15 protein-coding genes are annotated in these 14,294 nt (G+C 42.2%); all 15 read right to left on the bottom strand.

The features are described from left to right. Positions 1 to 83: 83 nt before the first annotated feature. Positions 84 to 1,778 carry a proline--tRNA ligase gene (gene proS, locus FB592_RS09605; RefSeq protein ID WP_141949460.1) on the bottom strand — a complete coding sequence of 565 codons (1,695 nt, stop codon included), beginning with the start codon at positions 1,776 to 1,778 and terminating at the stop codon, positions 84 to 86. Between the two features lie 32 nt (positions 1,779 to 1,810). Continuing rightward, positions 1,811 to 3,079 (bottom strand): RIP metalloprotease RseP, encoded by a 1,269-nt coding sequence (gene rseP / locus FB592_RS09600; RefSeq protein WP_010886508.1) that lies wholly within the window; start codon positions 3,077 to 3,079, stop codon positions 1,811 to 1,813. Between the two features lie 6 nt (positions 3,080 to 3,085). Next, a complete protein-coding gene (gene dxr, locus FB592_RS09595; RefSeq protein WP_121591805.1) occupies positions 3,086 to 4,237 on the bottom strand; it encodes a 1-deoxy-D-xylulose-5-phosphate reductoisomerase in 1,152 nt (383 codons plus the stop codon). A 61-nt stretch (positions 4,238 to 4,298) separates the two neighbouring features. After that, positions 4,299 to 5,108 (bottom strand): phosphatidate cytidylyltransferase, encoded by an 810-nt coding sequence (gene cdsA, locus FB592_RS09590; RefSeq protein WP_003231924.1) that lies wholly within the window; start codon positions 5,106 to 5,108, stop codon positions 4,299 to 4,301. A 3-nt stretch (positions 5,109 to 5,111) separates the two neighbouring features. After that, entirely contained in the window at positions 5,112 to 5,894 is a 783-nt protein-coding gene (locus tag FB592_RS09585; RefSeq protein ID WP_121591803.1) for an undecaprenyl pyrophosphate synthase, read from the bottom strand. Positions 5,895 to 6,024: 130 nt separating this feature from the next. Beyond that, a complete protein-coding gene (gene frr / locus FB592_RS09580) occupies positions 6,025 to 6,582 on the bottom strand; it encodes a ribosome recycling factor (protein WP_003231927.1) in 558 nt (185 codons plus the stop codon). Position 6,583: 1 nt separating this feature from the next. After that, positions 6,584 to 7,306, bottom strand: coding sequence for a UMP kinase (pyrH, locus tag FB592_RS09575; RefSeq protein WP_003220923.1), 723 nt, complete (start codon positions 7,304 to 7,306; stop codon positions 6,584 to 6,586). Between the two features lie 145 nt (positions 7,307 to 7,451). Then, positions 7,452 to 8,333, bottom strand: a complete 882-nt coding sequence (tsf, locus tag FB592_RS09570; protein WP_003231929.1) for a translation elongation factor Ts — start codon at positions 8,331 to 8,333, stop codon at positions 7,452 to 7,454. A gap of 101 nt (positions 8,334 to 8,434) precedes the next feature. Further along, on the bottom strand, positions 8,435 to 9,175 hold the full coding sequence (gene rpsB / locus FB592_RS09565; protein WP_003220918.1) for a 30S ribosomal protein S2: 741 nt from the start codon (positions 9,173 to 9,175) through the stop codon (positions 8,435 to 8,437). 143 nt (positions 9,176 to 9,318) lie between these two features. After that, entirely contained in the window at positions 9,319 to 9,822 is a 504-nt protein-coding gene (gene swrB, locus FB592_RS09560; RefSeq protein ID WP_141949459.1) for a swarming motility protein SwrB, read from the bottom strand. A gap of 28 nt (positions 9,823 to 9,850) precedes the next feature. After that, positions 9,851 to 10,615 (bottom strand): RNA polymerase sigma-28 factor SigD, encoded by a 765-nt coding sequence (gene sigD, locus FB592_RS09555; protein WP_003220911.1) that lies wholly within the window; start codon positions 10,613 to 10,615, stop codon positions 9,851 to 9,853. Positions 10,616 to 10,637: 22 nt separating this feature from the next. Further along, complete coding sequence (gene cheD, locus FB592_RS09550; RefSeq protein WP_014476818.1) at positions 10,638 to 11,138, bottom strand: chemoreceptor glutamine deamidase CheD; 501 nt, start codon at positions 11,136 to 11,138, stop codon at positions 10,638 to 10,640. Then, on the bottom strand, positions 11,135 to 11,764 hold the full coding sequence (gene cheC, locus FB592_RS09545; RefSeq protein WP_003231935.1) for a CheY-P phosphatase CheC: 630 nt from the start codon (positions 11,762 to 11,764) through the stop codon (positions 11,135 to 11,137). The genes cheD and cheC overlap by 4 nt, the downstream gene beginning before the upstream one ends. Before the next feature lie 18 nt (positions 11,765 to 11,782). Continuing rightward, positions 11,783 to 12,253: a chemotaxis protein CheW gene (gene cheW, locus FB592_RS09540; RefSeq protein WP_003231938.1), complete on the bottom strand. Its 471-nt coding sequence runs from the start codon at positions 12,251 to 12,253 to the stop codon at positions 11,783 to 11,785. A gap of 21 nt (positions 12,254 to 12,274) precedes the next feature. Continuing rightward, entirely contained in the window at positions 12,275 to 14,290 is a 2,016-nt protein-coding gene (gene cheA, locus FB592_RS09535; protein WP_141949458.1) for a chemotaxis protein CheA, read from the bottom strand. Positions 14,291 to 14,294: the final 4 nt, after the last annotated feature.

Genomic DNA, 14,294 nt, shown 5'->3' with positions numbered 1-14,294 from the left:
ATCATAAGTGAAGGTACCTCAGGCAATGAGGTACCTTCTATTATTTCTATTTTAACATGTTTTTTGATAAATCGTTATGGTGATTACTGCTTGCTGATAAACGCAGATAATTCGTCTACTGAAATCTCAGTTGACTCACCAGTTTGACGAATTTTCACTTCGACGATTCCTTCGTCAGCTCGTTTTCCGACAGTGATGCGGATTGGAAGGCCGATTAGATCTGAATCAGCGAATTTTACACCGGCACGCTCAGCACGGTCGTCATAGAGCACTTCATAGCCTTCCGCTTTTAAATCGGCATACAGCTTTTCAGCAAGCTCTCTTTGCCCATCGTTTTTCATGTTCAATGCAAGAATATGAAGATCGTACGGGGCAACGCTTTTTGGCCATATTAATCCTTTTTCGTCGTGATGCTGTTCAGCAATAGCAGAAAGCGTTCTTGACACACCGATTCCGTAACAGCCCATCAGCATTGGCTGCGAGCGTCCGTTTTCATCTAAATATGTCGCATTCATCGCTTCTGAATAGCGTGTTCCGAGCTTAAAGACTTGTCCGACTTCGATTCCCTCAGCAAAACGGATCGTTCCCTTGCCGTCTGGTGAAGGATCACCTTCTTTAATAAAACGAAGATCAGCAAATTCTTTAATTTGCGCGTCACGATTCACATTGACATTTTTATAATGATGATCTCCTTCATTTGCCCCGGCAACAGCATTAACCATTGCTTTCACAGCTTGATCGGCATATACTTCCACATCCTGATGAATACCGACAGGGCCTACAAAGCCTGGCTCTGTTCCGAGCTGCTGAATGACCTCTTCATGTGTGGCAAGCTCTACAACTTCTGCATGAAGCAAGTTTTTCACTTTAATATCGTTAACTTCATGATCCCCTCTTACAAGCACTAAGACAAAACGGTCATCCGCTTTAAACAATACTGACTTAATGCACGCTTCAGCCGAAACCTGTAAGAACGCAGTCAGTTCTTCGATTGTTTTCACGTTAGGCGTATGAACCTTCTCTAGAGCTTTAGGCTCTTCATCTGAAGGAACTTCCTGGTGAAGAACTTCAGCCATCTCGATATTAGCCGCGTACTGTGATTCATCAGAATACGCAATCGTATCCTCTCCGATCGCAGAAAGTGCCATAAATTCGTGCGTATCCTTTCCTCCCATTGCGCCTGAATCAGCGATAACAGGTCTTACATTAATGCCGCAGCGGGCAAAAATATTAGAATAGGCCTCGTACATTTTTTGATACGTTTCATCCAGGCTCTCTGCAGATGCATGGAAAGAGTACGCATCCTTCATAATAAATTCGCGGCCTCTTAACAAACCGAAGCGAGGACGTTTTTCATCTCTGAACTTAGACTGAATTTGATAAAGAGTCAGAGGGAGACGCTTATAAGATTTAACCTCATCGCGAACAAGCGAAGTGATAACCTCTTCATGCGTTGCCCCTAAAGCAAATTCACGGCCATGACGGTCTTTTAGTCTCATCAGTTCGGGACCATACGTATACCATCTGCCTGATTCCTGCCATGTCTCTGCCTGCTGCAATGCGGGCATGAGCATTTCTACGGCATCAATTTTCTCCATTTCTTCTCGAACAATCTGCTGAATGTTTTGAATCACCTTATACGCAAGAGGCATATAGCTGTATACCCCGCTCGTATTCTGTCTGATAAATCCTGCTCTCAGAAGAAGCTGATGACTTTTTGCTTCGGCATCAGCTGGAACTTCACGGAGCGTAGGAATAAGCGTCAAGCTTTGTCTCATTTCTTCGCACCTCTGATTGATTTACTTTTCGTTTACAAAAACAGCCGCTGGATATCGTTCCATGTGACAACCAGCATAAGAAGCATTAAGAAAGCTACTCCGATAAACACAACAAATGCTTCTTTTTCCCTGTTAATCGGTTTGCCCCGAATCGCTTCAATAAATAGAAACAACAGTCTTCCTCCGTCAAGTGCCGGAATCGGAAGCAGGTTGACAATCCCAAGATTAATGCTTAAAAACGCCGCAAACTGAAATAAGTTCACGATCCCTGTTTTCGCCACTTGGTCTGTCATGTCATAAATGCCGACAGGACCTGACAGCATATCGAGTTTAAATTGGCCTGTTACTAATTTGCTCAGATTGGTTAAAATGGCTTTGGTGACATCAACTGTTGATGTCGCGCCGTAAGCAACCGCTGAGAGTACGCCTTTTTCAGTCGGCGCATAGGAACCGAAACGTCCGATTGTTTTTTTGTTCTCATCTTTAACAGCTTCCGGAGTCACCGAAATATGAAGCGTTTTGTTATCTCTTTTTACTGCAACGTCCATTTCTTTCTCCGGGTTTTCTTTTACAGCGGAGACAATGTCAGTCCAAGACCTCATTTTCTCTCCGTTAATGCTTTGGATATAATCCCCTTCTTTTAGCCCTGCTTCAGCCGCCCGTCCATTGTCTGTCAGTTGCCCGAGCATAGGTTCATTTGACGGTACGCCTTGAATCAGCCCAAGCATCACTAAAATGACGTAAGCTAAAATAAAGTTCATAATCGGCCCTGCAGCAATTGCTTTAATCCGCTGCCACACAGGTTTGGAACCAAATTGGCGATTATACGGCGCAATCTGCACTTCTTCTCCGTCTACAATAAAAAAGGATGTTTCGCTGACAGTAAAGCTGGAAAGTTCGTCCTCTTTCCCCTGTTCATAACCGGTGATCTTCATGTCATGCTCTAGATCAGCTGTTTCCACTTCAATGACTAAAGCATCCGGATATTTTTCCTTTTGATTGATGATGACTTTCTCAACTTGATCTTCTTTATTAAACAGAAGCCCGACCGTGTATCCGGGTTTCACCTCAATCATTTCCGGATCTTCGCCGGCCATACGAACAAATCCGCCGACCGGAAGCAGCCTGATCGTATAAACTGTTTCATTTTTTTTGAAAGAAAAAATCTTTGGACCGAAGCCGATCGCAAATTCACGGCAGAGAATTCCCGCTCTTTGGGCTAGCAATAAATGGCCCAGTTCATGGAAGAAAACGAGCGTTCCGAAAATAATGATAAACGCTATAACTGTATTCACGAACATACCACCTTATGTGAGTATTGAATTGACGTATCCCCGGGTATCTTTGTCCACTTCTTGAATGTCCGCCAGGCTCGGTTTTTTCAGTAATTGATGGCGGGTTAGTGCCTTTTCGATACAGTCTTCAATAGCCAAAAACGGTATCTTGCCAGCTAAAAAGGCAGCGACAGCTACTTCATTTGCCGCATTTAGCACTGTCGGCATTGTTCCTCCTATTTTACCTGATTCAAAAGCAAATTGTAAGCATCGGAACCTGTCAAAATCAGCTTTCTCAAAATGAAGGCTGCCGATTTCCCATAATTCAAGCCTTTTCGCATCTGGTAATGGCAATCGGTCAGGATAAGTGAGCGCATATTGAATGGGGACTCTCATATCCGGAGTTCCGAGCTGTGCGATCACACTTTTATCATGGAACTCAACCATTGAATGGATGATGCTCTCCTTATGTAAAACCACATCAATTTGTTCATAAGGTATATCGAAAAGCCAGTGTGCCTCGATCACCTCTAATCCCTTATTCATCATTGTAGCCGAATCAATTGTAATTTTTGCACCCATTGACCAGTTTGGATGTTTTAATGCATCTTCAACCGTTACTGATTCGAGCTCCTCCCGCGTCTTGTCCCGAAAACTTCCGCCGGATGCCGTTATGATGAGGCGTTCAATGTTTTTAGCCTGTTCGCCTTGAAGAGCTTGAAAAATGGCTGAATGCTCACTGTCAACAGGCAGCAGCGGAACGTCATATTTCTTAGCATGTTCTTTTACTATATGCCCTGCAGTGACAAGAGTTTCCTTATTTGCAAGCGCAATTGTTTTTTTCTGTTCAATTGCCTTTAACGTCGGGATAAGACCGACGCTTCCAAGCAAAGCGTTGACAACAATGTCAACCTCCTCCATCACTGCTGCTTCTATCAGTCCTTCTTCTCCCAGCCCAATTTGGCATTCAAAAGAAAAAGACATTTGTTTTAATTTATGATATGTATCCAGATCACCGACAGAGACAAACTTCGGCTGAAAGGCCTCAATCACTGGAACGGCCTTATCAATATTTCTGCCAAACGACATAGATACCAGCTGAAATTGATCTTGATGTGCACGCAGTACATCAAGAGTCTGTTCGCCGATTGATCCTGTTGCTCCTAAAAGACAAATATTTTTCAAAGTTGCCACTACTCCTATTCTTATTGCTGCATGATCAGTCTCATATTCATATTAGACTTTTTTATGAAAAAAGGGCAAGCAGAAAGTACAAGAAAGGCATGACAAACAAGAAACTGTCAAAACGGTCTAATATACCGCCATGCCCGGGAAGAATATTCCCAGAATCCTTTACATCGTAATGTCTTTTCAACGCGGATTCCACTAAATCTCCCAGTTGTCCAAAAACAGACAAAAACAGCGTGATCAACAGCAGATAGATATACGGGATCGGAAGTTGTGCAACAAGCTGAAAAATCGTCGCCAATACAAGTGCGATGACAATTCCGCCTGCAAACCCTTCCACTGTTTTATTCGGACTGATTTCAGGCCACAGTTTCCGCTTCCCAAGCGATTTACCGACAAAATAGGCACCGGAATCGGTGGACCAAATGACAACACACGCATAAAAAATGTATGTTAATCCGTATTGGTCAAGATTTCTGATTTCGATAAAATAATGAAAACACATTCCGATGTAAATTGCTGCAAGCGTAATAAACCCGACTTCATCAAAAGTAAAGGTGTTCTTGACCAACACTGTGTAAGTCAGCAATAGCAGTACCGCAAATAAAGCGATTTCCATTTTGGAAATCCCGTCCGCTTCAAAAAACGAATACTGGCTTGGCAATAAGAACATCCACAATAATAAAAGACCGATCAAACCAGGCAGTGAAACCAGCTTCAGCTTTTTCATCCGTAAAAGTTCAAAAAGCGCCACACTGCCCATAGCATAAATTAATATGGTGAACGGCAATTTCCCGACAATAACCAAAAATAAAAATACAATTGCTGCCAGAACACCTGTCAAAATTCTTTGTTTCATGTCCACCATCCTCTAAATTCCGCCAAACCTCCGGCCTCTCTGCTGAAACTCTCCTAACGCCTGCAAGAAGTGATCTTCTTTAAAGTCAGGCCACAAGACGTCAGTAAAGACAAATTCACTGTAAGCAACCTGCCATAGCATAAAATTACTCAGCCTTATCTCGCCGCTCGTTCGAATTAAAAGTTCAGGATCCTGCAAAGATTCAGTCATCAAATAAGTAGAAAAAAGCGATTCATCAATGTCTTCAACATTCAAAGAGCCTTCCTTCACTTTTTCCGCGAGTGATTTTGCAGCACTGACAATTTCAGTACGGCCTCCATAGTTAAGAGCAAAATTAAGGATCATTCCGTCGTTTTGCGCCGTGTCCTGTACAGCTTTTTCAATCGCACGTAATGTGTGCGCCGGCAAAGCCGTTTCATCCCCAATGATCCGAACCTGTACATTTTCCTCAACAAGCTCTGGAAGATACGTATTCAAAAATTCTTCCGGAAGCTTCATTAAAAAATCGACTTCCATTTTCGGTCTTTTCCAGTTTTCTGTTGAAAATGCATACAATGTCAGTACTTTGACACCTAATTCGTTTGCGAGCTTCGTGGTCCTTTTTACCACCTTCATCCCTTCATGGTGGCCTGCAATTCTGGGAAGAGAGCGTTTTTTAGCCCAACGGCCATTTCCATCCATGATAATGGCGATGTGTTCGGGAATTTCTCCCTTAAGTATGTCTTCTTTTGTATAACGTTCTAAGTTGGAAGCCGCTGTTTGCTGATTCTTCCAATTTTTGAGTATGTTGAGCATGAGATTCCTCCGTCACCCAAAAAGGTTACATTCCCTGCTGATAATCAATGTAATCAACAGTATTAACAAAAAAACCCCCTGTAAACATGAGAGGGTCTTTTCACTATTATCTATTGTACATAGTTTTTCATTAAACTTCCATGATTTCTTTTTCTTTGTCTTTTGTGACACTGTCAATTTTTGACACATATTCATCTGTCAGTTTTTGAACGTCTTCAGTGGAAGCACGCAGTTCATCCTCAGTAATGTCTCCGTTTTTCTCAAGTTTTTTGAGATCATCGTTAGCATCACGGCGAACGTTACGAACAGCTACTTTTGCTTCTTCAGCATATTTTTTTACAACTTTCACTAATTCTTTCCGTCTCTCTTCTGTTAGTGCCGGAATTGCAATTCGAATCATATTGCCGTCACTTGTTGGTGTAAGACCTAAATCAGCTTTTAAAATCGCTTTTTCGATATCGCCGATTGCTGTTTTGTCGTATGGTGTGATAACGAGCATACGAGCTTCAGGCACGTTAATAGAAGACAACTGATTTAAAGGTGTCTGCGCTCCGTAATATTCAACCGTTACTTTATCTAATAATGATGGATTTGCACGCCCTGCGCGTACAGTAGCCAATTCGCGCTGATAAGCAGCAATTGCTTTTTCCATTTTTTCTTTTGTTTGAGTTAATACTTCTTTTGACACGTTATTTCCCCCTCACGATCGTTCCGATTGATTCACCGATAACGGCACGTTTGATATTTCCTTCTTCCATAATAGAAAAGACGATAAGCGGAATGTCATTGTCCATGCATAAAGAGGAAGCTGTTGAATCCATGACTTCCAGGCCGTCTTTAAGAACGTCAAGATAAGAAAGTGATTCATACTTAACAGCTGATTCATCTTTTCTAGGATCAGCATTATACACACCGTCAACGTTATTTTTAGCCATTAAAATAACGTCTGCCTCAATTTCAGCAGCCCGCAGTGCAGCTGTCGTATCAGTTGAGAAATATGGGTTTCCTGTGCCCGCAGCGAAAATAACGACACGTTTTTTCTCTAAGTGGCGTATCGCTTTTCTTCTTATGTACGGTTCAGCAACTTGTCTCATTTCAATGGATGTTTGCACTCTGGACTGGATTCCGAGTGTTTCCAAGCTGTCTTGAAGAGCAAGCGAATTCATTACTGTCGCCAGCATTCCCATATAGTCAGCAGTCGCGCGGTCCATGCCCAGGTCACTTCCTGTTTTTCCGCGCCATAAGTTGCCGCCACCTACTACAACAGCCACTTCGACTTCAAGCTCAGCGATTTCCTTCACTTGCTTTGCAATGGATTGAATGACAGTCGGGTTAATTCCATTTCCCTGTTCTCCTGCCAATGCTTCCCCGCTAAGCTTTAATACGATACGTTTGTATTTTGGTTTTTCCATGATAACCTCCAAGTGTAAACATTGCCGTTTTCTATTATGCAAGAGAAAAAAAGGTTTGTAAATATAGTTTTAAAAATAGGGAACACAAAATGTGTCCCCTATACTGCCTGAAAAGACGCGACTTAGCCGCGAAATCTTTTCACCATTATTTTTTCACTTGGTTCATTACTTCTTCAGCAAAGTTTTCTTGACGTTTTTCGATGCCTTCTCCAACTTCATAGCGGACAAAAGTTTGAACAGTAGCGTTTTTCGCTGCAATAACTTGTTTCACTTTTTCATCTGGGTTTTTAACGAACGCTTGGTCTAATAGACAAATTTCTTCGAAGAATTTGTTCAGACGGCCTTCAACCATTTTCGCTACGATGTTTTCAGGTTTGCCTTCTTGGAGGGCTTGCTGAGTTAAGATTTGACGCTCATGATTTGTTTCTTCTTCAGATACTTGATCACGAGAAATGTAACGAGGGTTAACCGCAGCAACGTGCATTGCGATATCTTTCGCAGTTTCTTCATCAGTTGTACCGTTGAGAACAGTTAATACACCGATGCGGCCGCCCATGTGAAGGTAAGCACCGAATGCAGAGCTGTCGTCTTTTGTAAGAACTGTAAAGCGGCGAAGAGTGATTTTCTCACCGATTTTAGCAACTGCGCTTGTGATGTACTCTTCAACAGTTGAGCCATTTTCCATTTTTTGACCCATTGCTTCTTCAACATCTGCTGGCGTGTTTGCAAGAAGGTGGTCAGCTAAAGTGTTAAGAAGCTCTTTGAAGCCTTCGTTTTTCGCAACGAAATCAGTTTCAGAGTTTACTTCTAGGATAACGCCTTTGTTGCCGTCAGTTTTAATAAGAGTAGAACCTTCTGCTGCGATACGGTCAGCTTTTTTCGCTGCTTTTGCAATCCCTTTTTCTCTTAGAAGGTCAATTGCTTTGTCCATATCTCCGTCAGTTTCAGTTAACGCTTTTTTACAATCCATCATGCCCGCGCCAGTTTTTTCACGCAGTTCTTTTACTTGCTGTGCAGTAATTGCCATTTGTATTCCTCCTTATATGTTTAAACAAGAGTATGTATATTACACATTTTTCTTGAAAAAAGGTGATAAAAGGCAGTCCCTCTTATCACCTTTTGAATAGGTTACGCAGTTGTTGTTTCTGTTTCTGGTGCAGTTTCTTCAGCAACTTCCGCTTCTTCTTCGCCTTGCTTCGCTTCTAAGATTGCATCTGCCATTTTAGAAGTTAGAAGTTTAACAGCGCGGATAGCGTCATCGTTCGCTGGGATAACAACATCGATTTCATCTGGATCACAGTTAGTATCTACGATACCGATGATAGGGATGTTTAATTTGCGAGCTTCCGCAACAGCGATGCGCTCTTTGCGAGGATCGATGATGAATAATGCATCAGGAAGATCCTTCATATCTTTAATTCCGCCTAGGAATTTTTCAAGACGCTCTAATTCTTTTTTCAATTGAACGACTTCTTTTTTAGGAAGTACATCAAACGTACCGTTTTCTTGCATTTTTTCAATGTCTTTAAGACGTTTAATACGTTTTTGGATTGTTTCAAAGTTTGTTAATGTACCGCCCAACCAGCGTTGGTTGACATAGTACATGCCAGAACGTTGAGCTTCTTCTTTAACAGAATCTTGAGCTTGTTTTTTTGTTCCGACGAAAAGGATTTTTCCGCCTTCAGCAGCAAGATTTTTAGTGAAGTTGTAAGCTTCCTCTACTTTTTTGACTGTTTTCTGAAGGTCAATGATGTAGATTCCGTTACGCTCCGTGAAAATGTAACGCTTCATTTTTGGGTTCCAACGGCGTGTTTGGTGACCGAAGTGAACACCAGCTTCAAGCAATTGCTTCATAGAAATGACTGACATGTTATTTCCTCCTAATATAATGGTTTTTTTCCTCCGCTTAGGTCATTTTTGTGCAGAACTGCCGCCTGCAGCACCCTCTGCATAAATCGTTAAGCGTGTGTATTTAACACCAAGACATAATATAACACAGCTTTATCCGACAATCAAGAATCCTTTACACCTTTGGAGCGAAATTTTAAAAATAGCTCGATTTCTGTCTTTCCGCTCTTCATTTTCTGGGCAATTTGACTTGCCGAATATCCCTGTTCATATAATTCTATGACCTGGTCTTCAAATGATTGGACCTCACTGTTTACGATCTCTTCCCGACGGTCAACCTCTGTAATCAGACCTTCAATATGTTCAGGGAGATTCTCTGCCTCTTGGACTGGATCCCGCTCTTGATATGTTTCAGAGTGCTGAAGGCCTGGCTTTTGGGATTCTTCATCTAATTGACTTGCAGGTGAAGCTTTATTTTCTATCAGTTTCTCATTTTCTTCTTTTAATTCAAGCAGAAATGCTGCCAAGGTGTTTTCCGTCTCTTCAAGTATCTGTTTTTGCTGTTTTTCTGTTTCTTTCACTGCAGCGAGCCTCGTATACAGGATAATGACAGCGTACAGAAGAACGCCGTGGAGCGTAAAGCTTAAAAGCCATAATAGTGTTGACATGTTTTTCACTCGCTAACCATGAAATTCATTATTGTATCACTTTTTCCAGCAGATTCTTTAATTTAAATAATGCCTTTGAATGGATCTGAGATATGCGGGACGTAGAAAGATTTAATACTTGTCCGATTTCTGTCAGTGTTAACTCCTCTTTGTAGAACAAACTGACAACCAGCTGTTCTTTTTCAGAGAGTTCGTGAATTTTTTCCGCAAGCTGTGCAATCAGTTCATCCTTCATAATCTTTTCTTCAGGAGGAACATTTTTGTCATCTCTGATCATGACTTGAATGTTTTCCCCGTCATCTTGATCATGGAGCTTTTCATCAATTGACAGCAGATTTGCAAAAAAACCTTCATTCATTGTTGACACGACATCCTGTACCGTCATTCCGAGTTCCTCTGCAATTTCCGCGGGCGATACATTCCGAAGATACCGCTGTTCAAGCTTTTCAATTGCTGCTTCAACCTTCTTTGTTTTTTCGCGCGAGGTTCTGGGCAGCCAATCTTCTTTACGAAGCCCGTCTATGATTGCGCCGCGAATTCTAAACGAGGCGTAGGTATCAAATTTTAAGTCCCGGCTGGGGTCAAATTTTTCAAGGGCATCATATAAACCAAGCATACCAAGGCTCATAAGATCGTCTTTATGCACTGATTTCGGCAGCCCGACAGAAATTCTGCCTACATGATATGTGACAAGCGGCATGTAACGGCGCATTAAGTCGTCACCGGCTTTAGGATCTTTCCACTCTTTCCAGCGCGTCCAAAGCACCTGATCTTCATAATTCAAGGATTGCATTGTTATCCCCCTAATACCTTAATTAAATCGTTTTTTCACCTTGTTTAACAGTTCGAATATGCAGCATGCAGGACTTCGGTTCAAATTCTATCGTCCGGCCGCTTGAGCCGCCCGTATCTTCACTAATAATAGGAATATTAAATAAAGACAGCTGTTCTTTTATCGCTAATACATTTCTCGGTCCGATCTTCATCAAATCATTTGTCGATTTAAATTTAAACATCTCTGATCCGCCGGCCAGCTTTGCTTTTAATGCAAATTTCCGGCATCCCGCTTCTATCAGCATATCAATCGTGGTCTTTACGGCGGTGTCAGCGTACTTAGCCCGGTTAAGCTCGGCAGTTTTCGATAACGTCGAATCCGGAAGCATGACATGAACAAGACCCGCCGTTTGCTTTTCTTTATCATAAAGCACCAGCCCCACACATGAGCCCAACCCAGAGGTCCGAATGGTATCCGGGAAGCGGGCGATCTTCACGTCAGCAATCCCAACCTTTATAACAACAGCCTCAGTTGTACTCATAATGATGCACCTAAGGCGACAAAGAGCTTTTCAAATGAATCATAGTCCGGCAGCATAAACATATGCGCTTTCAGCTCCTGCTGATGGCTTTGGTCAAAAATTGACGTGTCGACAACAATAGCGTGTTCTCCAACCTGACTGAGCTCCATCAGCCCTTCGCTGATCACAGCTCCGAACATGTCCAATGAGACTTCAGGAACACTTGGATAGAGCTGGAGTTTCGTCAAATCCGCCAAAGCTGTTAAATATGACCCCGCTAAAATATTGCCCAGTTCATGCAAAGCGGATGAGCTCATGTGGTCTTCACCTAAGTCCTCTATGTCAAAATCGGGGTTTCCAATCAGCTCTCTGATAAACTGCTCCGCCTGAAAAAAAGGCATTATAAAGAACATTGAACCCGTTAAATCGCCTTCCATTCTTAAAAAGATGCTGGCAACCGGGACATCGGCGCCGCCGAAAAAATCAACAAGCTCATCAAAAGACAGCAGCTTTGCAAATGGGACTTCCATATCTATCTTTCTATTTAACAGCTGGGCCATTGCAGAGGCGGAGTGGCCGGCGCCTATATTGCCGACTTCCCGCAAAATGTCCATCTGCTCTTCTTTGATTCCATTAAAAATACTCATGTCATAACCCCTTTAAGATTAAGCTTGATCGGGCACAGCGGACTGAGATGATTCTTTATCCAAAACCGCGTTCGCATCAATAATATTTAAGAGTCTGTTCTCTTGTTTCACAATCTGTTCGATCGACACATCCGTATCTTTCTGAACGCCTTCTGGAGCAGATTCTATTTCACTTTCGTGTACGGTAATCACATCATTCGCTTCATCCACAATCCAGCCGACTTCAATATCACGATAAGCAATAATGATAATTCGTGTTTCATCGGTAATTTCATACTCTGGCAAATTCAGGCGTTTTCTTAAATCAATAACCGGAGTCACCACCCCGCGTAAATTGATTACCCCACAAATATATGGTTCGACGCCAGGTACCCTCGTTGGCTTTTGCCATTTTTCAATTGATTTCACCTGAGTGACGGAAATGGCATATTCTTTTCCATTTACCATAAAGACTATCATTTTTTCGCCTGTTTTAATTTCTGCAGTCATGTGAGACACCTCCTCGAATGGTTAAATAATCAGTGCATTACAATCAATAATGAGCGCTACTTCTCCGTCTCCTAAAATAGTAGCTCCGGAAATTGCAAAGACGTTTGTTAAATAATCTCCGAGTGATTTCAGCACAACTTCCTGCTGGCCAATAAAGGAGTCCACCACAAATGCAGTAGGTTTGTCGCCTTTTTTCACGACAATGATATGGAGCTGTTCCGCATCTTTTCTTGTATCTTCTATTTTAAACTCTTCTTTTAAATAAACGACAGGGACAATATGCCCTCTAAAGTCAATCACTTCACGGTCATGCGTTTGCAAAATGTCTTTTCTGTCAATAACTGCTGTCTCAATGATTGAAGAAATCGGAATGGCAAATGTCTCTTCTTCCAACTTAATCAGCAGAACTGAAATAATAGACAAGGTAAGCGGCAGCTGGATGCTGAATAGAGAGCCTTGACCCTCGGCTGATTTCACACTGACTGAACCGCCAAGAGACTCCAGTTTGTTTTTTACAACGTCAAGTCCTACACCGCGGCCGGAAATATCAGAAATTTGGTCAGCAGTTGAGAACCCCGGAGCAAAAATCAATTCGTAAATTTGGTTGTCTTCTAAGGTTTCAGCTTCTTTTTCCGTTATGACCCCGCGCTCAAGCGCTTTTTCCAGAATTTTTTTGCGATTAAGGCCTGCGCCGTCATCCTCTACTTCGATAAAGACGTGGTTGCCGCTGTGATAAGCTTTAAGCACAACTTTTCCTGATTCCGGTTTTCCCTTTTGCAAACGTGTTTCCGGCGCCTCGATACCATGGTCAATACTGTTTCTGATCAAGTGAACGAGTGGATCTCCGATTTCATCAATTACTGTACGATCCAGTTCAGTTTCCGCACCGATGATCGAGAGTTCAATTTTTTTATTAAGCTCTTTCTGAAGCTGGCGAATCATTCTCGGGAATCTGTTAAAAACAGTTTCAACCGGGACCATTCTCATATTCAGAATAATCGATTGCAAATCTCCGGAAATTCTCGTCATTCGTTCAACCGTTTCAGTCAGTTCATTGTGCTCAAGCTCTTTCGCAATCTGCTCGAGACGCCCGCGGTCAATGACAAGCTCTTCAAATAAGTTCATTAAAGAATCAAGCCTGTCAATGTTGACACGAATTGTTTTAGATCCGCCGGCTGAATGCTTCGCCTGTTCATCGTTTTTAGCAGGCTGTTTTTGTTTCTCCTGCTTCGCAGGTACAGCTGCTGGTGAATCTTCTTGCTTAGATTCTTCAGGCTTTTCAGCTGATGTTAAAGGAGCCCCTTGAATGACTTCAACATGCTCAATTTCCGACACGCCATTGATTAATTGTTCAATGTCTTCCGCTGATTGATGTGTTAAGAAACAAACTTGAAAATCAGTTCCAAAATCTTCTGTTTCAAGCACTTCAGCACTTGGAATTGTTTTGGCTACTTCTCCGACTTCATTTAGTTTTTCAAACACCATATAGACACGAACTGCTTTTAACATACAGTTTTCGTTCAGAGAAATCTTGATTTCATATCGTTTGAAGCCTTGCTCCTCCGCTTCTTGTATAACTGTGCGTTCAAATTCATCATATTCCCAATCAGATGCTGAACTCTGTGCTTCTGCAGGTTCAGCGGAGGCAGCGGATTCAGCGTGCGCACCATTCACATCAAGCTTGGCACTCACTTCTGAGATATCTCTTTTACCATCCCCGCCATCAATAATAGACTGAACCATTGCTTCCAGGTGATCCAGAGCTTCAAACAAAATATCCAGCCAGTCTGAGGTGACTGCCATGTCTCCGTTTCGGATTGCATCCAGCACGTTTTCAAGCAGATGGGTAAGATGTGCTAAATCCGTGTAGCCCATCGTTGCGCTCATTCCTTTTAATGTATGGGCAGCCCTGAATATATCATGTACGAGCTGAAGATCAGTCGGGTCTTTCTCTAAAAGAAGAAGCTTTTCATTACATGTTTGTAAATGTTCTTTACTCTCATCAATAAAGACATCTAAATACTGATTCATATCCATTTGA

Source organism: Bacillus sp. SJZ110 (assembly GCF_006715455.1).
In the GTDB taxonomy this organism is placed as follows: Bacteria; Bacillota; Bacilli; order Bacillales; family Bacillaceae; genus Bacillus; species Bacillus subtilis.
Note: the sequence above shows the minus strand (reverse complement) of the source record. Positions and strands in the feature narration are given on the sequence as shown.